This is a genomic window from Paenarthrobacter nitroguajacolicus, assembly GCF_051027655.1.
Lineage (GTDB): Bacteria > Actinomycetota > Actinomycetes > Actinomycetales > Micrococcaceae > Arthrobacter > Arthrobacter nitroguajacolicus.
Map to the genome: position 1 here is coordinate 1,325,079 of NZ_CP073234.1, position 20,019 is coordinate 1,345,097.

A 20,019-nucleotide genomic window follows, 5' to 3' on the forward strand; every position below is an offset into this window, starting at 1 on the left:
CCGCACAGGTCCTAGGCCGTCTCGATCTCAGCCATGGTCAGCTTTGCGTTGTCGCGCAGGCCCCAGGAGCACAGTCCCATGACTGCCAGCGCGGAGACTGTGTAAATCACGACGCCGATCGGGTCGCCATGCGTGGCGATCAGCAATGCCGTGGCCACAGTGGCTGCCGTGCCGCCACCCAGGGCTGAGCCGATTTGATAGCTGGCCGAAATGGCCGAGTAGCGGGAAGCTGCCGGGAACTGTTCGCCAAGGAATGCCGGCAACGGGCCCTGCGGAACAGTGTTCAGCGCGCCGCCCAGCGTGAACATGAGGAGGGCAAGCCAGCCGGTGTGTGTCTCGATGGCCGGGAAGAACGCCAGGAAGTAGATGATGAGCATCACCGAACCACCTATCATCACCGGCTTACGGCCGATCCTGTCGGAAAGTATCGCCGCGAGAGGTGCGGAGATGACGCTGGCCAGGGCACCCCACAGCTGGAACTGAAGTGATTCACTGTCGGAATAGCCGCGCTGGAGCACGTACGACATGAGGAACACTGTGGCGATGTAAGTGAAGGTGTTGTAGCCGTAGCTGACGCCGATCGACATCAGGATCTGCCGCGGATGAGACTTGAGGACTGCCAACAGTGGAATCCGGGGTGCCTGGGTGCCGGAAGGGCGTTCGTCCTGGGGGAGGGTCAGCCGGGCAATAAGGCCAGCCAGCACCAGCAGGCCGCCGATCCAGAAGGGTACCCGCCATGCGAAGCTGGCCACTTCGCCGCCCGCGATGGCGTCAGTGAGCGTAAAAACGCCGGAACCCATCAGCACGCCCAACCCGATGCCCATGCTGGTGAAGCTTCCCCACAGTCCTCGGCGACCCGCCGGGGCCGCCTCGATTCCCAACAAGGCAGCGCCTCCCCATTCACCGCCGGCAGAGAATCCTTGAACCAGACGCAATGCGATGAGCAGCATAGGGGCCGTGGCACCGATCGAATCCGCACTAGGCAGGCAGCCGATCAGGAAGGTGCTCCCACCCATCAGGATGAGCGTGAGGATCAGGATCCTGCGCCGGCCGAGACGGTCGCCGAAGTGGCCCAGGACGATACCGCCCAAGGGCCGGGCCAGGAATCCGGCACCGAAGGAAGCGAACGCCACCAATGTTCCGGTCAGAGGATCAAGGTTGGGGAAGAAGAGCTGCGGAAACACCAAGGCTGCAGCCAATCCGTAGATGGTGAAGTCATAAAACTCCAGTGCGGTTCCAAAACAGGAGACGAAGAAAGTACGGGCAGCTGAGACGGGGCGCTTGGACGACGGACCTTGTGGTTCCAGCGCAACATTGGGCTGAAGGGATTGCGGCAAGGAAGTGCCTTTCGTTGGTTGTTTTGTTGGGGTTGTGAGGCTGGTCTGGCTTAGAAGATCAGGAAGCCATCGCGTGCGGCGTCGGCGGGGTTGGCAGCTGCGTAAGCGAGGGAGCAGTCACCGGCATCGACGCTGATGGTCAGCAGCGTCTGCCACTGCTCGTGTCGCGGCGCCGAGGCGTCAGGATGGAAACAGACCACAGATGAAGCTCCCTCTGACGAGCAGAACTGCTTGGCCCGGTCCGCGATGCCCAGGCCGGCGAGCTCCGTCCTCACGCGCCCAAGGTGGGCCAGGCGCTGGGGCGACAACGCGCCGTCGTCGATTGTGTCCTCTTCCGCGAGGACGGGGTCCAGGAAGTGGTTCGTGTGGAGCAGCCAGCCGTCGCTGCGGGCATCCACGACGCCGGTGCCGGCGGGAGAGACCTCGATGCTGGCGGCCAGGCGCGGGGTACTGGTGCCGGAAGCGGTAGCTGTGAAAACAGTGAAGACGGTAGAGGCGCTAACTCTTGCTGAGGACGCGATGTCCATAGCTTGGTCGATGGTCGAGGCCTCATCGAGGATGCGGCGGGCGATTGCGTGGACCGGAACTCCAGCGGAGTCATCATCCTTGGAGTGGGCAAGGATGTTGAAATGCAGGCCGAGGCCCTCACTGTTGACACCGATCTTGCCCAGCGTCCCGAACTCCGTGAACGTCTTGGTGGTCCGACCGGGGGATGGGGTTACCTCGAGCAAGAGTCCGTCGGGGGCGAGGTGGTCATGCCAGTCCCAGGTCTGAATGGTTTCCGGCGCCGAAGCCCGGGCTGGTGCGTAGACCGCCGTCGAGCATTCATGGGAGCCGACCTTCCGGGGTGCGGCCGCAAGAATCTCAGTGCGTGCGTTGACCACACTCAGCTCCCAGGTCTCGAGTCCGGCGCCGGTGGCCCAGCCCTCGGCTTCCTCGGCCAGTGCCGGGCACCAGGCGTGGAGGGCTGCATGGCTCTGCTCCGCAATGTCCCGGACCTTCTGCGGGGCGATGCCAAGCGTGGCGAAGAAGTCAAAGTAGAGCTTGGCGGTGTTGCGTGTTTGTGCCTCCCAGGTGCGGCCGATGTCGAGGCCGCGCTCGCGGGGATCGTGCGCGGCGGATGTGTGGCGGTGAAGCTGCATAGGTCTCCTTGAGGGAGCCATCCCCGTCTGAGTGCGGGTGGGCTCTTGGATGAGGTGGATCACTTGTGACGCTCAAAGTACGGAAGAAAAACGTTTTTGTGTAGCTGGTCCGCGAGATTTATCGTTAATTTCGGAAGCCGGGTCTCATGAGATCCCTCGGAGACGAATGCAGGAGGCCCATGGCCCGCGAACTACAACACGGCGCGACGATCTGGGACGTAGCGCGGAAAGCCGGAGTGTCGATCACCACGGTGTCGCACTCCCTCAATGGCAAGGGCAATATCAGCGAGGCCACCCGGGAACGGGTCCGCGCCGTCGCCTCGGAGATGGGTTACGTTGCAGACGCCATGGCACGGGGGCTTCGAAGTTCCAAGATGAATGCGATCGGGCTGGTGTTCCGCTCCTTGGACAGCTTGGGCAACTATGGTCCTAATGGCGTGGACGTCTTCATGAAACTCGCGGGAGCAGCCGCCGCCGAGACGCTGAATCGGAATCTGGGCCTGATGCTCGTCCCCGACTTGAGCCGTGGACCGCTTCCCCCGTTTTCCATGTCCCTGGACGGTTACATAGTTTTCGCCCCGCATCTGGATGACCCAGTGGTGGCTTTGCTGGAGAAGCGTGGAATTCCGTATGTGACCTGGGATCGCGATCCGGGCCGCCCCGACTTCCGGAACTGGGTCGCCCACGACGACGCAGCGTCCACACGAGTCGTCTTGAACCACCTGGCAGCAGCGGGCGCTGGATCCATCGCCTACGTGGGCGGCACGGACAGGAACGCCTGGAACTTCGATTGCGAGGCCGCCTACGTTGCCTGGTGCCTGGAAACCGGAAAGGAGCCCCGGATTTATCACGTACCGGAACGGGACGGCGTGGAGGGTGGTCGGCAAGTGGGCGCCAGGATTTTGGGCGACGGCCTGCCGGGCGCAGTTTTTTGCTTAACGGGTAGGCACGCCAGCGGGGCAGCCCAGGCCATGCAGGAACGTGGAGTCCGTATCCCGGGGGACCTGCTGGTGTGCACGGGCTCGGACTCTGAACACTCGCGGCAGCACAAGCCCCCGATTTCCGCCCTTGACGTGGATATTCCTGCCGCGGCCGCCGCGCTGGTTGAGCGACTCTGCGAAGTCATGGAGGGCAAGTCGGGGTCGGACCCGGTTCTGCTGGCGGCGCGGTTCCTGCACCGCAAATCCACGTCGCCGGGCAAGACCCGGAATCAGCAGAAGCGCGGATTTTAGCGTGGCATGTTCGCCGTCCGTGGAAGCGGACGGGGCACCTTTCCGCATTTGAGAGAATGAAATCATGCAATCTCTCGGTGACCCGCACCCGTCCACGTCCCCCGCCGGTAAAGGCATGTTCAAGGGCTTCCGCATCGGCGGCCTGGGGATGACAGTCGTCATCATCGCTTTCCTGGTAGCCGTCATCTTTGCGGCCAACCAGAACGATGTTGTGGGCTGGGTTGTTGCCGTGGTCGCTTTCGGGTGGCTTGCCCTTGCAACGTTCGTGGTGCTGAGCATCCGCAAGGCCGCGCAGCGGGCCGGTGCCAAACTGAGCGAAGCGCAAAATGCGTTCAACGCCGCAGCCGGCCGCGCGCCGTCGTCATCCGCTGCTGACAGCGGTGGCACGCGCATAGTTGCCGAGCGCAGCAAAGCCGATGAAGTGCGCGACCTTAAGCTGGACCACTCCTTCAAGATTGTTCAGGTGCAGGTCCGTGTGGTGGACGAGGAACGCGCCAAAGGCGCAACGGCCAACCAGGACACCATCAACCGGGCGCTCGAAACCATCGCCATCACGGCCACGAATGCGCGCGACATGATCAAGTCTTCGGGTGGCTCGGACGAGCCCGTGGCCGGCACCATCATCGACTAGAGTGGACCGGGTGAGTACGGCATTGAAGAAGGACTTCCTTCGCATCGCATCAGTTAACGTCAATGGCCTGAGGGCTGCCTACAAGAACGGCATGGCGGAATGGCTGGAGCAACGCGAAGTAGACATTCTCTGCCTGCAGGAAGTGCGCGCCCCTGACGACATCGTCAGGAAGCTGATCGGCGAAGGCTGGCACATCCTCCACACTGAGGCTGAGGCCAAGGGCCGCGCCGGTGTGGCCATTGCATCCCGCGAGGAGCCCACCGCCACTCGCGTTGGCGTTGGCGACGACTACTTCGATAAGTCCGGGCGCTGGGTTGAAGCGGACTACACCGTCAGGAACACAGCCGGTGACCCCACCACCCTCACCGTTGTCAGTGCTTATGTGCACTCCGGAGAGGTCGGAACCCCCAAGCAGGACGATAAGTTCCGCTTCCTCGATGCCATGACCGTCCGCCTGCCTGAGCTCGCGAAACACAGCGACCATGCTTTGGTTGTTGGGGACCTCAACGTCGGACACACTGAACTCGACATCAAGAACTGGAAGGGCAACGTCAAGCGTGCCGGCTTCCTCCCGGAGGAGCGGGCATACTTTGACCGCTTCCTCGGCGAAGAAATCGGATGGAGGGATGTCCACAGGGGCCTGGCAGGTAATGTCGCCGGCCCCTACACCTGGTGGTCCCAGCGCGGTAAGGCCTTTGACACTGACACAGGCTGGCGCATCGACTACCACCTGGCCACCCCGGACCTCGCAGCTGCCGCTTTCTCGGCTGTGGTGGACCGGGCGCCTTCGTGGGATACCCGCTTCTCTGACCATGCACCGCTGGTAGTCGACTACCGGCTCTAAGCTTCCTAAGGTATTGCTCCATGACTAGTTCCACCACGACTGAAACCGGCGCAGCGGCTGATGCTGCCATCGCACCGAAGCCCGTAACGTCAACCAAGCTTGCCGTTGGCGCCAAGCACCGGGTCCTGTCCGGCATGCAGCCCTCCGCCGATTCCCTGCACCTTGGCAACTACCTCGGCGCCCTGGTCAACTGGGTCCGGATGCAGGACGAGTACGACGCCGTGTACTTCATTCCTGACCTGCACGCCATCACCGTGCCGCAGGATCCGGCGGAACTGGCCCGGCGGACCAGGGTTACGGCCGCGCAGTACATCGCCGGCGGCGTGGACGTGAACAAGTGCACGCTTTTCGTCCAGTCCCAGGTTCCCGAGCACGCCCAGCTGGCGTGGGTCCTGAACTGCATTACGGGCATGGGTGAAGCCGCCCGCATGACCCAGTTCAAGGACAAGGCACAAAAGCAGGGTTCGGACCACGCCAGCGTTGGCCTGTTCACGTACCCCATCCTGCAGGCCGCTGACATCCTGCTGTACCAGCCGCACGGCGTGCCGGTGGGTGAAGACCAGCGCCAGCACGTGGAATTGAGCCGCGACCTCGCCAACCGTTTCAACAGCCGGTTCGGCGAGACGTTCCAAGTGCCTGAGGCCTTCATTCAGAAGGAATCGGCAAAGATCTACGATCTCCAGAACCCGACCGCCAAGATGTCCAAGTCGGCGGAATCACCGGCCGGACTGATCAATCTGCTGGATGACCCAAAGACGGTAGCCAAGCGGATTAAGTCTGCGGTTACGGACACCGAAACCGAGATCCGCTACGACCGCGAGAACAAGCCGGGCGTATCCAACCTGCTGACCATCTACTCGGCCATCAGCGGTTCACCGGTGGATAAGATCGTGGCTGACTACGAGGGGAAGATGTACGGCCACTTGAAGGTCGACTTGGCCGAACTCGTCTCCGGCCACCTGGCACCTATCCGCGAACGTGCCAACGAACTTCTGGCTGATCCCGCAGAACTCGACCGGCTCCTGGCCCTCGGCGCGGACAAGGCACGTGAAATTGCGGCCGCAACCCTCGCGGACGTCTACTCCAAGGTTGGTTTCCTGCCCTACCGTGGCGATGCCTCCCACGGAAACCAGGGAGTCCGCTAAGTCCATGTGCTCCGCTGGCCAGCTCAACGTCAAGACCGGCACCCGACAGGGTGCCGGTCCGGACGACTCCCGCCAGCCCGCTGTTTCCGGCACCGATTGCGGCGCTGGAGACACCATGTGCGTCGGAGTGATCCTCGGTTTCCCACCGGAGATCGCCCGAGAACTCCAGGAATGGAGGGCCTCCTTCGGAGATCCGATGGCCGAGGTCATCCCTGCCCACATCACCCTGATCACCACCACACCCACCCAGGACTGGGCCGCCACCCGGGAGCACGTCAGGAAAGTCGCAAGGACCCAGGAACCTTTCGAAATCACAATTTCCGGCACGGGTTCTTTCCGTCCCGTCTCGCCGGTGGTGTTCGTCAACGTGGAGGAAGGCTTTGAAGAGTGCGTGCAACTGCACGAGAAACTTCAAACCGGCCCACTCGAACGGATGTTGCCGTTCCCGTACCACCCGCACGTCACCGTTGCGCACGATGTCGCCCAGGAAAACCTCGATGAGGCCGAAACGGTTCTCAGGGATTACCGGGCGACCTTCCCTGTGGTTAGCATGGGACTTTACGAGCACGACACCAATGGAATTTGGCAGCTACGGGAAGAGCTCGACTTTGGCGGCGATACTGACGAAGCACAGCAAGCGGATCCAAGCCGCAGAGGCGGACGTTCCTCCGCTGCCAACTGAGCTGGCGAAACTCAAACTCCAGCTTCTCCGCAAGCGGCAGGATTGGGGCCATGCGAAGCGCGCCGGCGAGGGCCTGCCGAAAAAGGTTGGTGCATTCTTTGCACTCTTCCTCGCCAGGTTGAACACCAACCGGGCTATGCGTTCCTTCCAGCACTACACCCGGCAGCACGGGCCGTTGTTGAGCGCCGGCATCGGTTTCAACATGTTCTTCTCCGTGACGGGTCTGCTCACTACCGGCTTCGCCATCGCAGGCATCGTGTTGGGCGGTAACCCGGCGCTGCAGGACGCCGTGATCGACAGTGTGGCCGCGGCTGCCCCCGGGCTCCTTCAGGTGAATGGCGGCGAAGGGCTGGTGGATCCACAATCCCTGCTCAACCCGTCGGGACTTGGGTGGACGGCCCTCATCGCAGCGATTGTCACGGTGTTCGTTTCCCTGGGCTGGATCGCCAGCATCAGGGAAGGCCTCCGGGGAGTGATGAACGCTGACCCCTTGGTACGCAACCCGATCCTTCAAAAGCTCATCGACGCCGGCACCCTGCTGCTCCTCGGCGTTATCCTTGTGATCAGCGCAGGCGTCTCGCTCGTCTTTGGGACCGCAGCGGACTGGCTTATTGCTTTGCTCAAGCTTGATGAGGGCGTTGTCGAGCCCATAGCGGCGACCGTAAAGATCGTGATCCCGCTTCTGTTGAACTGCGCGACGGCGGCCGTGCTGTTCCGCATTGCAGGTGGGTTGAAGCTGGGACGCCGCGCATTCCTGGAAGGCGTGGTGCTGGCGGGCTTTGGGACCACGGTCCTGCAGTTCTTCAGCACCGAACTTCTGGCCCGGTCAGGCAACAATCCGGTCCTGGCATCGTTCGCCATCATTATCGGGCTGCTGATCTGGTTCAATCTGGTGAGCCAGGTGTATCTCGTCTCGGCGTCGTGGTCTGCCATTCGCGAGGCTGACACGGCATCGGGGGAGTCCCCCCGCAAGAAAGTCCTCGGTTCGCGTCGCGTGGCGCCCCGCTCCTGACAGTTTTATCCGGAGGCCGCCATGAACAACCAACTGTGGATCGCCTGTCTGCTCGGGGCTGCAGTGGGACTTGTGGTTGGCCAGTTGGTCTTCAATTCGCCCTTTCTGGGCATCCTCATTGGAGTTGGCCTTGGAGCCTTGGTCGGAGCCGCGGTGGGACCCCGCCGCGGTTAGCAGGCGAGGTCCCTTGCGGTGATATCCCGTAGTGACACTATCCAGCTCCGGCGATGCTAAGGCGCCTTGACCAGCCCCTCCCATGCAACGGCCCAGTCGGCTGGGAATCCGGGCGCGTGCCGGTCCGGTCCGTTGTCCCAGCCTGCGGCCATCAGTGCGACAGCGGCCAGAAGCCCACCATTGCCTGGCAGGTACAGCGGGAGGGAGTCCGTCTGCCGGTTGTGCCCGTTGGGGAGGACGGTATTTTTGCCCGCGCTCAGGAGGAGCGCATCAACAGCGGCCTCCGGGTCCTCAAGTCGTGCGGCCGTCATGGCCATCACGGGGTAGTCCCAACCCCAGGTGCTGCCCCAGTCCCAGTCTGCCAGGACGTCTGAAAGGGTTGCTCGCATGATGGCCGGATCAATGAGATCAGTCTGGGGGAGGACCCCCAGGGCACACAGCATGGATGGATGGTCCGTGCGTATGGTGAACGGTTCGACGTCGATGGCCGCGTATACGCCATCAACTACATGTGGTTGCACCAGGCCATCCGCCACGTCCCACCATGCCTGTACTGGTTCCAAACCCAGCCGTTCCCGCCAGGCAGCAGCAGTCCGTAGGCCCCACTGCCAGTACGCCAGTTCGAAGGTGGGATTAGTGACCTTGGCCCGCATTGAGCCGTAGCTCTCTTGCGCCGGAATCAGGGGAGGGCCCAGCTCAAACCCGCGCGGCGTGGGATGCGCGAAGCTGGCCATGAACCCGGCCGATTCGAAGACGATCTCCGCGAATTCCTCCAACACTTCCAGGCTCGGATTGGCGCGGTACACCAGCTCGGCCAGGTGGATGGGGTGGGGTTGCTGCCAGATCAGGAAGGTTCCGATGGGGCTCGGGCTTTCCCGCCCATCCGGTCCTACCTGCTTCGGCCAGCGAACGCCGTCGAATCCTTGCGCTTTCGCCGTCTTCCGTGACGTCTCCAGCACTGTGGAGTACCACCGCAATGACGGCAGGAGCAGTTCTACACGATTCCACTGCGCAAAGTGCGCAGCATGCCACCAGTGCATCTCCAGGTGGAAGCGGCCGCGCCACGAATTGCAGACCAGCCCGGTCTCCTGCGGCGGCAATGAACCAGAGCAATTGATCGCGGTCAGGTATTGCGACAACACGATCCTGCGTTCCAATTCCTTGGCTCTGGGATCATCCGTGGCATTAAGCTCGATCGCCCCTCCCGAAGACCAGAATGCAGGCCAATAGGCTGCGGACGCGTCCGCCACACCGAGCGCAGGAGAACGTCCGACGCCGGAACCGGCGTGGGCGTCCATGCTTACTCCCGGCGTGGGTCCGGTGAGCCTGTTGTTGCCTCGGGGGATGCAGTCGCCGTCCCCGACGGACAGGAAAGCAATGGAGACGTCCATGGTGGTGACGGCTGAGGCGGGCGAAACCCGGAGCCGGTGCTGCGCGGCCTGTTCTACTGTCAGCTCCTGGCCTGCGATGACCACTTGGTAGCGGGAATCGTCCACCTCCCGTTGGGCTGTCCACGCCGCGGCACCACTGTGTTCGCGCGAGCGATCCGGGCCTTCGAGGGAAGTGGTGTGGGACTCCGGGTGCTTCCAGTCCGCGGCGTCATGCCATGCCTCGGACCCGTAGGGAAAGTCGACGCCCACAACTAAGCCGGCAGCAAGTGCTGGCGACTCCACGCGAATGCCGAGCTCATCCCGGTCGGGGTGGCACGCCGTCGTCACTGTGACGGGATGACCCGCCAGCGTGAAGCGGCTGGTTACTACGCCGGTCCAGAGGTCGAGCGTTTGTTCAGCGTCAGCGATGTCGGCTGGCATGAGGTGACGTTCCACGCCGTCTTCCACCCAACGGAAACCGATACGCCCCAAATCCAGCCGGTGCACGTTCGCCCGGAGCCACGTTTCGGCCAAGGAGGTGTCCGTTTCACGGTCGTTCACGATGTCTCCCACCATGTCCACGTAGGGGACCGGGCCACGGGGTGAATCGTAGAGGACGGTTGAGCCGGCGAGGTCGTAGGGCTGTGGTGCGGGAATCGAGTGCCAGCCCCACTGTGACTGCGTCCCCAGGAGCGTTCCCGGGGGCAAGTCATCACGTGCTCCCACGGGGTAGTAGTTGGGGAACGACTGAAGTCCGGTGAGGTCCACGGTGAAGGCGAATTCTCCGTTACCCACCGACACCGGGCTTCGCGGGTCCAAATTCTGCTGCCGCACGTTGTGTCGCTGGACCAGAGCCTTACGATCGATGGCGGGGCCAACGGGTGCGGGCTCAGCTGAAGCCAGGACCACGGTGTCCTTGAGCTCACGGAGCGGGAAAAAAGCCGCCCGTTCGTGAGGGCTGCTATTGGGCTGATGAAGGGTGAGGAACAGGCTGCCGTCCAAGGCCCGGCCGATCATGCCATGCCCCCCATCGGTGCCCCACAGCGGCTCAGTTTCCTGGGCCCAGGGTCCCAGCACTGTGCCGGACTCGCTCCTGGCAACGCCCATGGAATAGCCCTGGTCACCAAAGCTGGACCACAGCATGATGAGCCTCCCGCTGCCAAGCCTGAACAAGAACGGGCCGTCAGTGACATACGCGGGGGACTCCCTTTCCCGGACGGACGGGACATCCAGAGCGCGGGCCCACGGTGCTTCGGACGCGCTGAACAGGAAGATGGGCTCGCCCATGGCATGTCGCAGGTCCGGGCTGAGGCGCTGGGCCAGGATGGTGCCGTCATGGACCTGCTTCCACTCATGGCAGAACACCATCCATGGTGCCCCTTCATGGTCAACATGGAGCGTACCGTCCAGGCACTCCCAATCAGGTGGAGTGACGGGACCATCGCTCCACGGTTCGTAGGGACCTTCCGGCTTGGCGGCAGAAAGTACCTGCGTTCCCCGTGAACGTCCACGAGCGGTAAACGTCGCAAACATGAAGTAGCGACCTTGATACTCATGCACCTCAGGCGCCCAATACTGTTCCTGGCTCCAGAACCCGTCTGGTGGGCGAAAGGCCTCAATAGGGCCCTCCCACAGCAACAGGTCACTGCTCCGATAGCAGTCGAATCCAGTGGCCGGCCCCGACCAGATGTTCTTGTCGGTGCTTCCGAAGAGCAGGTATTGCCCGGATTCCGGAAGTGTAACCACGTAGGGGTCCCGGATCTGGATCTGGTCCAAGTGGTGGGTCAAAGCGTGCTCCTTTGGGCGGCCTAAATAGTTCATGGTGAAAACTATTGACGAATATACAGCGTCTTGATACGTTTCAGGAACCGTTTTCTTGAGTCTGAAAGAAGCTTACCCAATGGCGCGTAAATCTCTCCGAAGTATCCGCAAATCCATAGCATTCTTCACGGCGGTAGGCCTGCTTGGGCTTACCACAGGCTGTTCCAGCCCGACGTCCAACCAAGCCGAAGACGGCCCTGTAGAGATCCGGTTTTCGTGGTGGGGCAATGCCACCCGTGCCGAATTGACCAACAAGGCCATCAAGGAGTTCGAGGCCGCTAACCCCAACATCAAGGTGAAGCCGGAGTACGGAGACATCGGAGGCTACTTCGACAAGCTGGCTACCCAAGTCGCTGCAAACGACGCCCCTGATGTCATCACCATGGGTGGTGCCTACCCGGCTGAGTACGCCAACCGTGGCGCACTGCTGGACCTCTCCAAAGTTGAAGGGTCCCTCGACCTCTCCAAAATGGACCAGGGGGCCCTGGAAAACGGGCAGGTGCAAAGCAAACAGTACGGTGTCTCCACAGGTGCCAACGCATTGGCTATCGTAGTGAACCCTGCCGTCTTCCAAGCTGCCGGGGTAGCCCTTCCGGATGACAGCAAGTGGTCCTGGGATGACTTCGCCAAGACAGCCGAGGACATCACTGCCAAGAGCCCCAAGGGAACCTACGGGACAGCCACTGTCCTCACGCATGACTCATTGGATGCCTTTGCGCGTCAACGGGGAGAATCACTGTACACGCAGGATGGCCAGTTGGGACTTGGCAAGGAAACCGTGCAGGACTACTTCGATTTCTCCGTCAAACTCAGCGAGTCAGGTGCAGCACCCAGCGCCTCCGAAACCGTGGAGAAGCTCAACGTCAGCACCGAGCAGACACTCATGGGTATGGGGCAGGCCGGCATGATGCTGACCTGGACCAACTCCTTGACCGCGCTCAGCAAAGCATCAGGGGCCGAATTGAAGCTGCTGAAGCTGCCCGGTGAGACTCCCACGCCCGGCATCTGGCTCCAGTCTTCGCAGTTCTACACTATCTCTGCCCGCAGCAAGCACACGGATGCGGCCGCCAAGTTGGTCAGCTTCCTGGTGAACAATGAGGCCGCCGCAAAGATTATCCAGAGTGACCGTGGCGTGCCCAGCAACTCCGGCATGCGCACGGCCATCCAGGACCTGCTGACACCCCAAGGAAAGGTAGAAGCTGCTTACATCGACCAGATCGGCAAGATGGACTTCGCCCCAACGTTCATCGGTCCCACCGGTTCAACCGCCGTCTCCGAGATCACGGCCCGCATCAACACCGAGGTCCTGTTCAAGAGGCTGACCCCGGAGAAAGCTGCCGAGCAGTGGCTCAGCGAAAGCAAGGCGGCCATCGGCAAGTAGTACCCAACTAGGTGACAGCAAATGCTCCACTGAGGCGTCAGTGGAACGTTTGCTGTTACCTACATGGGCGGCAGGCCATCAGCTAGCGTCCCGGACTTAGCCGACTTCCAGGTAAGGGTCCGCCCAGGCGCTGATGATCCGTGCAACCCGTGCTGCCTGGCCCTTCCCGGTGAGGAGATGCTCGCTGCCCTCCAGGGAGATGAAACTCCGGGGGTGTCGGGCAGTCCGGAAGATCTCGCTGGCGTTGTCGATTCCCACGGTGTTGTCGGTGGGGGAGTGCATCACCATGAGCGGCTTGTGGAGGGTGCGGATGCAGTCGCGCAGATCGGCGCGTTCCACGTCCTCCACAAAGTGGCGGCGAACCTCCATGGGCCGTCCGCCAAGGTCCACCACCGCGCTGCCATCGCGCAGGATGGACTCGATCTCGGTGTCGAACATGTGCTCAACATGTTTGGGCTCGTAGGGTGCGCCAACCGTCACGACGGCGTTGAGGCCGGGAATGTCGCGGGCTGCGGCCAGCACCGCTGCACCTCCAAACGAGTGGCCCACCAAGAGCGAGATTCCCCGGCCTTGCTCCCGCATGAAGTCCGCAGCCAGGATGGTATCGGCTACCTTGACGCTGAACGACCCCGCAGACCATTCACCTGCGGAACTGCCCAAGCCCAGGTTGTCGAAGCGCAGCATCCCCACACCTTGCTCCGCGAGTCCTTTGCAGATTCGGGATGCGGCGGGGCTGTCCTTGCCGAGAGTCAGGCCGTGCGAGTACAGGCCCCAGCCCCGGACGGGGCCCTCAGGCACGTCTACGACGCCGGCCAGGGTGTCGCCGGTACTTCCCGTGAAGCTGATCTTCTCAGAGCGTGACACGCTGATCTCCTTGCGTTGCGTTGCGGTGACCGTTGCCGTGTTAGCCGGTGACGGCACTTGATTAACGACGACGGCGCCACCCACCATCAGTGGTGAGCGGCGCCGTCGTCGTTTGGTTCCTTTGGGGACCGGCGAAACTAGATCTTGCGGGCCAGGATGGCCTGCTTGACCTCGGCAATTGCCTGGGTCACCTGGATGCCACGGGGGCATGCTTCCGAGCAGTTGAAGGTGGTGCGGCAACGCCACACGCCTTCTTTGTCGTTCAGGATCTCAAGGCGCATGTCTCCGGCGTCATCACGGGAATCGAAGATGAAGCGGTGGGCGTTGACGATCGCAGCCGGGCCGAAGTACTGGCCATCGGTCCAGAAGACCGGGCAGGACGAGGTGCAGGCGGCGCACAGGATGCACTTGGTGGTGTCATCAAAGCGCTCACGGTCCTCGACGGACTGCAGGCGTTCCTTGGTGGGCTCGTGGCCCTTGTTGATCAGGAACGGCATGACTTCGCGGAAGGACTGGAAGAAGGGTTCCATGTCCACAATCAGGTCCTTCTCCACGGGGAGGCCCTTGATCGGCTCGACGGTGATGGGCTTGGTGGTGTCCAGGTCCTTCAGCAACGTCTTGCAGGCGAGGCGGTTGCGGCCGTTGATGCGCATGGCATCCGAACCACACACGCCGTGGGCGCAGGAGCGGCGGAAGGAAACGCTGCCGTCAATCTCCCACTTGACCTTGTGGAGGGCATCCAACACGCGGTCCGTGCCGTACATGGTCAGTTTGTAGTCATCCCAGCGTGCTTCGTCCGAGATTTCGGGATCGTAGCGGCGGACACGCAGCGTGATGTGGAAGGTGGGGATTTCACCGTCGCCTGCAACGCTTGCCGGGAGCTCGATCTTGGAAGCGGGCTCTGCCATTTCGGTCGTCATTAGTACTTACGCTCCATCGGCTCGTAACGGGTGAAGATGACGGGCTTCGTCTCAAGACGGATGCCCGCAACAGATTCCGCCGAGGAGTCGACGGTGACGGAAGTGTCCAAATAAGCCATGGAGTGCTTCATGAACTTCTCGTCATTGCGGTCCGGGAAGTCCTCGCGGTAGTGGCCACCGCGGGACTCTTCACGGTGCAGCGCACCGACGGTCATGACCTTGGCCATGTCCAGCAGGAAGCCCAGTTCCACTGCTTCGAGGAGATCCAGGTTGAAGCGCTTGCCCTTGTCCTGAACGGTAACGTGCTTGTACCGCTCTTCGAAGGAAGCGATGTCGCGGAGGACCTGCTCCAGCGATTCCTTGGTACGGAACACCTGCATGTTGGCGTCCATAGTGTCCTGCAGTTCCTTGCGGATCTGCGCAACACGCTCGGTGCCGTTGCCGGTGAGCAGGCCGTCCAGGATGCCGCGGGTCATTGCCTCGGGGTCCTCGGGAAGCTCCACGTAGTCAGCTGTCTTGGAGTACTCCGCAGCTGCGATGCCCGCGCGCTTACCGAACACGTTGATGTCCAGCAGCGAGTTGGTGCCAAGACGGTTTGAGCCGTGCACGGAGACACAGGCAACTTCACCGGCTGCGTAGAGGCCCGGCACGATTGTGTCGTTGTCCTGCAGCACTTCGGTGGTGATGTTGGTGGGGATGCCACCCATGGCGTAGTGCGCCGTGGGGAACACGGGAACGGGATCGGTGAACGGTTCCACACCAAGGTAGGTGCGGGCGAACTCGGTGATGTCCGGAAGCTTGGCCTCAATGTGCGCAGGCTCAAGGTGGGTCAGGTCCAGGAGGACGTAGTCCTTGTTCGGACCACAGCCACGGCCTTCGCGTACTTCGTTGGCCATTGCGCGTGCCACGATGTCACGGGGTGCGAGGTCCTTGATGGTGGGGGCGTAACGCTCCATGAAGCGCTCACCCTCCGAGTTACGCAGGATGGCACCTTCACCACGCGCACCCTCGGTAAGGAGGATGCCCAGGCCGGCGAGGCCGGTCGGGTGGAACTGGAAGAACTCCATATCTTCCAGGGGGATGCCGCGGCGGAACGCGATGCCCATGCCATCACCGGTGAGGGTGTGCGCGTTGGAGGTGGTCTTGAAGACCTTGCCGGCGCCGCCGGAGGCGAACACCACGGACTTGGCCTGGAAGACGTGCAGTTCACCGGAGGCGAGGTCGTAGGAAACCACGCCGGCAACACGCTTCTGCTTGTACGGGGTTCCGTCTTCGCGTACTGCGTCTTCTTCGACGATCAGCAGGTCAAGGACGTAGTACTCGTTGTAGAACTCAACGTTGTGCTTGACGCAGTTTTGGTACAGCGTCTGCAGGATCATGTGACCCGTACGGTCCGCTGCATAGCAAGCACGGCGGACGGGTGCCTTGCCGTGGTCACGGGTGTGGCCACCGAAGCGGCGCTGGTCAATCCGGCCCTCGGGCGTGCGGTTGAACGGCAGACCCATCTTTTCCAGGTCCAGCACGGCGTCGATGGCTTCCTTCGCCATGACCTCGGCTGCGTCCTGGTCAACCAGGTAGTCGCCACCCTTGATGGTGTCAAAGGTGTGCCATTCCCAGTTGTCTTCTTCGACGTTGGCCAGTGCTGCGCACATTCCACCCTGGGCTGCACCTGTGTGCGAGCGGGTGGGGTAGAGCTTGGTCAGTACCGCGGTGCGTGCTCGCTGACCGGATTCGATCGCGGCGCGCATGCCGGCGCCACCTGCACCGACAATGACGACGTCGTACTTATGGACCTGCATACCAGATGCTCTCTCTTTCAAAAATTCAGATGGTCGGCGGAGGCTGCTCCGCTACGTCAGGCGAACCGGCTCACTCCAGGGAGCGGCCGGAAGGCGCCGCTACGGGGCCGGGCAGAAACCGCCAGGCAACTGAACGCCGTCGACGACGGGGCACGGGTTGAAGGTGAAGATCACCAGCGTGCCGAGGATGATGATGACCAGGGTGGCCGCGTAGAGGACCATCTTGAGCCAGAAGCGCGTGGAATCCTTCTCGGCGTAGTCGTTGATGATGGTGCGGACGCCGTTGGTGCCGTGCAGCATGGCAAGCCACAGCATGGCAAGGTCCCAGAACTGCCAGAACGGATCGGCCCACTTGCCGGCAACGAAGCCGAAGTCGATTGCATGGATGCCCTCGCCCACCAGCAGGTTCACGAACAGGTGGCCGAAGATCAGCACCACCAGGACGATGCCGGAGAGACGCATGAAGAGCCAGGCGATCATTTCGAAGTTGCCACGGCTGGAGCCGTTGCGGTTGTACTTCGGAGCGATCTTCCCGCTGCGTGGGGATTCGATGGTTGTCATGGCTTAGTGGCCTCCCAGCGCGAGGGAAAGGTGGCGGATGGCGAAGCCTGCGAACGTGACAAGCCACAGCGCAAGCACGACCCACAGCAACTGGCGCTGGTACTTCGCGCCCTTCTTCCAGAAGTCGATGGCGATCACGCGCAGGCCGTTGAAGGCGTGGAAAATGATCGCGGCGACCAGGCCCGTTTCACCCAGGGCCATGAGGGGGTTCTTGTATGCGCCAATGACGGCGGTGTAGGCCTCAGGGGACACGCGCACCAATGAGGTGTCCAGCACATGGACCAACAAGAAGAAAAAGATCACTACACCTGTAATGCGGTGTCCAACCCAGGACCACATGCCTTCACGGCCGCGGTACAAGGTGCCAGCTGGTTTTGTCGGCACTGATTAAACCTTCCTGCAACACAGCGGCGCTGGCATGGGATCCACGCGGGGGGAACGCCTGCTGCGAGAGCACTCGTAGCTCACGCCTAAATCTAGGCTTCGCTAACAGCATATTCAATTTAGGACGGGCTTCTCTGCTTGTTAATTCCATGTTTCCTGCCGATATTCAGGCGATTTTCGGCACTGCCTGAGACGAACGCCACACGTGTGTCCTGCTGCGGGGGCTTGCCGCCCGGCACAGGATAAAGTGTTGCGGTGAGTACAGAAGACGCGAAATACCCGGAATCGCCATTGAACCGCTTCCATGCGGTTATTCCGGCGGGCGGTGTGGGGACCCGGCTATGGCCACTCTCGCGTGCCGCTGCGCCCAAGTTCCTCCACGACCTGACCGGTTCCGGCAGCACGTTGTTGAGGGCTACCTATGACCGCCTGGAACCTTTGGCTGGTGAACGGGTCCTTGTTGTTACCGGCGAAGCGCACCGCGCCGCCGTGTGCCGCCAGCTCCCCGAAGTGGGGGATGACGAGTTGGTGTTGGAAAGTGAGCCCAAGGACTCCGGTGCCGCCATCGGGCTTGCCGCAGCCATCCTTTACCGACGCGATCCGGACACCATCATGGGGTCCTTTGCTGCGGACCAGGTCATCAGCCCGGACGATCTCTTCCAGGAGACCGTGCGCGAGGCGATCTTTACTGCGGCCACCGGCAAGATCGTCACCATCGGCATCAAGCCGACCCATCCCTCTACAGGATTCGGATACATCCGCTCCGGTGCGGCACTGAATGTTGAGGGCGCCCCGAATGCGCTTGCTGTTGCGGAGTTCGTCGAGAAGCCCAGCCAGGAAGTAGCTAACAAGTACGTCGAAGCCGGGGATTACGTCTGGAATGCCGGCATGTTCGTCGCTCCGGTGGCTCTCATGCTCAAGCACCTTGAGGCCAACCAGCCGGAGCTGTTCAAGGGCCTTCAGGAAATCGCCGACGCTTGGGACACGCCGCAGCGCTCGGAAGTGACGTCGCGCGTGTGGCCCACGTTGCCGAAAATCGCCATCGATTACGCCGTGGCTGAGCCCGCAGCGGAAGCTGGAGACGTCGCCGTCGTGCCTGGCACTTTCCGTTGGGACGACGTCGGCGACTTCGCCGCGATCGGGCGCCTCAACAACGCAGGCGACGTCGACGAAGTAACGGTGCTTGGCGAGGGCGCACGCGTCTTCGCGGAGAACGCCAGCGGCGTGGTGGTGTCCGATACCAAGCGCGTCATCGCGTTGATTGGTATCAAGGACGTGGTCATTGTGGACACGCCGGACGCACTTCTGGTCACCACCAAGGAACACGCCCAACTGGTCAAGGGCACTGTTGACGCCCTTAAAGCCAGTGGAGACACGGACGTGCTGTAAAGCAATTGCTTATACCGTGAGCCACCTCTTTGGTTGTCCTGCGTCTGAACGCAGCGTAACCAAGAGGTGGCTTTCGTTCTTCGGGTGCCGCGCATGGCTAGAGTTGTGACGTGCGCAATTACACGACTGAAACCGAGCCCGCTCCCGTTGTGAGTCCTTGGGTTGATGAACTGCTTCCCGGACTCATCGACTTCCGGCGTGACCTCCATGCGCACCCCGAGCTTTCCTTCAAGGAATTCCGCACCACCGACAAGCTGGTGGAGCGCCTTGAGACAGCCGGGCTGAAGCCGCGGCGCCTGGAGGAGACCGGACTGACGGTGGACGTGGGCGAGGGCCCCATTGCCACAGCCCTTCGCGGGGATATCGACGCACTGCCGATCATTGAGGAAACCGGCCTGCCGTTCGCGTCGAAGAACCATGGTGTTACCCACGCTTGCGGCCACGACGTCCACACCACTGCCATGCTCGGCATCGCCCTCACGCTGCAGCGGATGCACAAGAACAATCCGCTGGGCGGCACGGTCCGGATCATCTTCCAGCCTGCCGAGGAAACCATGCCGGGCGGCGCACTGTCCTGCATTGAGCAGGGAGTGCTTGAAGGCGTGCCGCGTATCCTGGCGCTGCACTGCGATCCCCGGATTAACGTGGGCCAGATCGGTACCCGCATCGGTGCCATTACCTCCGCCTCGGACACCATCAAGATTGAGCTCTCCGGACGCGGCGGACACACGTCGCGTCCGCACCTCACCGAGGACCTCGTCTTCGCGTTGGCGCAAATAGCGGTCAACGTGCCGGCTGTCCTTTCGCGTCGGGTGGATGTCCGCAGCGGCGTATCGGTGGTGTGGGGGCAAATTTCGGCCGGCTCCGCACCGAATGCCATCCCGGGCTCCGGCTACATGGCCGGAACCATGCGTTGCCTGGATCGCGATGCCTGGCATAGCGCGGGGGAGTTGTTGGACGACGTCGTCAGGCAGGTCGCCGCACCCTACGGCGTGGACGTCCATCTTGAACACACCCGCGGCGTGCCGCCCGTAGTGAACTCCGAGCATGAAACGGCCCTCATCGAAGCCTCTGCCCGCGCGGAACTCGGCGAAAATGCTGTGGTCCTTACTCCGCAGTCCATGGGTGGCGAGGACTTCGCCTGGTTCCTGGCCGACCTGCCAGGGGCCATGATGCGCCTGGGCACGCACACCCCCGGTGGCGAAGAGTACGACCTCCACCGTGGCGACTTCATCGTTGACGAGCGCGCACTCGGCTACGCCATCCGCGTGCTGACGGCCGCTGCCCTCCGCACCATCCGCGATCTCGAACAGTAAACCCGCCTGAGTCGC

18 protein-coding genes and 1 pseudogene are annotated in these 20,019 nt (G+C 62.3%); 10 read left to right on the forward strand and 9 right to left on the reverse strand.

Features of this window, described 5'->3' with window-relative positions:
- Positions 1–11 precede the first annotated feature (11 nt).
- Both KCX59_RS06625 and KCX59_RS06630 read right to left on the reverse strand, forming a co-directional pair.
- Positions 12–1,337 carry an MFS transporter gene (locus KCX59_RS06625; protein ID WP_178997808.1) on the reverse strand — a complete coding sequence of 442 codons (1,326 nt, stop codon included), beginning with the start codon at positions 1,335–1,337 and terminating at the stop codon, positions 12–14.
- Positions 1,338–1,387: 50 nt separating this feature from the next.
- Positions 1,388–2,479, reverse strand: a complete 1,092-nt coding sequence (locus tag KCX59_RS06630) for a C45 family autoproteolytic acyltransferase/hydolase (RefSeq protein WP_178997810.1) — start codon at positions 2,477–2,479, stop codon at positions 1,388–1,390.
- A gap of 179 nt (positions 2,480–2,658) precedes the next feature.
- Here KCX59_RS06630 and KCX59_RS06635 point away from each other — a divergent pair, with 179 nt between their 5' ends.
- The 7 genes from KCX59_RS06635 (at position 2,659) to KCX59_RS06665 (ending at position 8,199) form a co-directional block, all read left to right on the forward strand.
- Entirely contained in the window at positions 2,659–3,711 is a 1,053-nt protein-coding gene (locus KCX59_RS06635) for a LacI family DNA-binding transcriptional regulator (protein ID WP_179019272.1), read from the forward strand.
- A 64-nt stretch (positions 3,712–3,775) separates the two neighbouring features.
- Positions 3,776–4,342, forward strand: coding sequence for a hypothetical protein (locus KCX59_RS06640; RefSeq protein WP_091466044.1), 567 nt, complete (start codon positions 3,776–3,778; stop codon positions 4,340–4,342).
- A gap of 10 nt (positions 4,343–4,352) precedes the next feature.
- Positions 4,353–5,186: an exodeoxyribonuclease III gene (locus KCX59_RS06645; protein WP_179019270.1), complete on the forward strand. Its 834-nt coding sequence runs from the start codon at positions 4,353–4,355 to the stop codon at positions 5,184–5,186.
- A gap of 20 nt (positions 5,187–5,206) precedes the next feature.
- Entirely contained in the window at positions 5,207–6,331 is a 1,125-nt protein-coding gene (gene trpS / locus KCX59_RS06650) for a tryptophan--tRNA ligase (RefSeq protein WP_178997818.1), read from the forward strand.
- A gap of 4 nt (positions 6,332–6,335) precedes the next feature.
- Positions 6,336–7,013 carry a 2'-5' RNA ligase family protein gene (locus KCX59_RS06655; RefSeq protein ID WP_179019409.1) on the forward strand — a complete coding sequence of 226 codons (678 nt, stop codon included), beginning with the start codon at positions 6,336–6,338 and terminating at the stop codon, positions 7,011–7,013.
- Positions 6,940–8,025: a YihY/virulence factor BrkB family protein gene (locus tag KCX59_RS06660; protein WP_178997819.1), complete on the forward strand. Its 1,086-nt coding sequence runs from the start codon at positions 6,940–6,942 to the stop codon at positions 8,023–8,025. The genes KCX59_RS06655 and KCX59_RS06660 overlap by 74 nt, the downstream gene beginning before the upstream one ends.
- A gap of 21 nt (positions 8,026–8,046) precedes the next feature.
- Positions 8,047–8,199: a hypothetical protein gene (locus KCX59_RS06665; protein ID WP_167510385.1), complete on the forward strand. Its 153-nt coding sequence runs from the start codon at positions 8,047–8,049 to the stop codon at positions 8,197–8,199.
- 56 nt (positions 8,200–8,255) lie between these two features.
- Here KCX59_RS06665 and KCX59_RS06670 read toward each other — a convergent pair whose 3' ends face one another.
- Both KCX59_RS06670 and KCX59_RS06675 read right to left on the reverse strand, forming a co-directional pair.
- Positions 8,256–10,436 carry a hypothetical protein gene (locus KCX59_RS06670; protein WP_179019407.1) on the reverse strand — a complete coding sequence of 727 codons (2,181 nt, stop codon included), beginning with the start codon at positions 10,434–10,436 and terminating at the stop codon, positions 8,256–8,258.
- 153 nt (positions 10,437–10,589) lie between these two features.
- A pseudogene (locus tag KCX59_RS06675) lies at positions 10,590–11,390 on the reverse strand (glycoside hydrolase family 43 protein); the annotation flags it as partial.
- Positions 11,391–11,469: 79 nt separating this feature from the next.
- Between KCX59_RS06675 and KCX59_RS06680 the strand changes: the two are divergent.
- The gene (locus KCX59_RS06680; RefSeq protein ID WP_179019268.1) at positions 11,470–12,771 is read left to right on the forward strand and encodes an ABC transporter substrate-binding protein; all 1,302 of its coding nucleotides are present in this window, start codon (positions 11,470–11,472) and stop codon (positions 12,769–12,771) included.
- A 96-nt stretch (positions 12,772–12,867) separates the two neighbouring features.
- On the opposite strand, the gene KCX59_RS06685 is transcribed toward KCX59_RS06680, so the two are convergent.
- The 5 genes from KCX59_RS06685 to sdhC form a co-directional block, all read right to left on the reverse strand.
- On the reverse strand, positions 12,868–13,635 hold the full coding sequence (locus KCX59_RS06685) for an alpha/beta hydrolase family protein (RefSeq protein WP_179019265.1): 768 nt from the start codon (positions 13,633–13,635) through the stop codon (positions 12,868–12,870).
- A gap of 137 nt (positions 13,636–13,772) precedes the next feature.
- A complete protein-coding gene (locus tag KCX59_RS06690; protein ID WP_011773975.1) occupies positions 13,773–14,555 on the reverse strand; it encodes a succinate dehydrogenase iron-sulfur subunit in 783 nt (260 codons plus the stop codon).
- A complete protein-coding gene (gene sdhA / locus KCX59_RS06695; RefSeq protein ID WP_089594136.1) occupies positions 14,555–16,354 on the reverse strand; it encodes a succinate dehydrogenase flavoprotein subunit in 1,800 nt (599 codons plus the stop codon). The genes KCX59_RS06690 and sdhA overlap by 1 nt, the downstream gene beginning before the upstream one ends.
- Before the next feature lie 99 nt (positions 16,355–16,453).
- The gene (locus KCX59_RS06700; RefSeq protein ID WP_179019263.1) at positions 16,454–16,915 is read right to left on the reverse strand and encodes a succinate dehydrogenase hydrophobic membrane anchor subunit; all 462 of its coding nucleotides are present in this window, start codon (positions 16,913–16,915) and stop codon (positions 16,454–16,456) included.
- A 3-nt stretch (positions 16,916–16,918) separates the two neighbouring features.
- Complete coding sequence (sdhC, locus tag KCX59_RS06705; protein WP_014921082.1) at positions 16,919–17,254, reverse strand: succinate dehydrogenase, cytochrome b556 subunit; 336 nt, start codon at positions 17,252–17,254, stop codon at positions 16,919–16,921.
- Between the two features lie 300 nt (positions 17,255–17,554).
- On the opposite strand from sdhC, the gene KCX59_RS06710 reads away from it, so the two are divergent.
- A complete protein-coding gene (locus KCX59_RS06710) occupies positions 17,555–18,688 on the forward strand; it encodes a mannose-1-phosphate guanylyltransferase (protein ID WP_091466053.1) in 1,134 nt (377 codons plus the stop codon).
- A gap of 110 nt (positions 18,689–18,798) precedes the next feature.
- Entirely contained in the window at positions 18,799–20,004 is a 1,206-nt protein-coding gene (locus tag KCX59_RS06715) for an amidohydrolase (protein ID WP_179019261.1), read from the forward strand.
- Positions 20,005–20,019 lie beyond the last annotated feature (15 nt).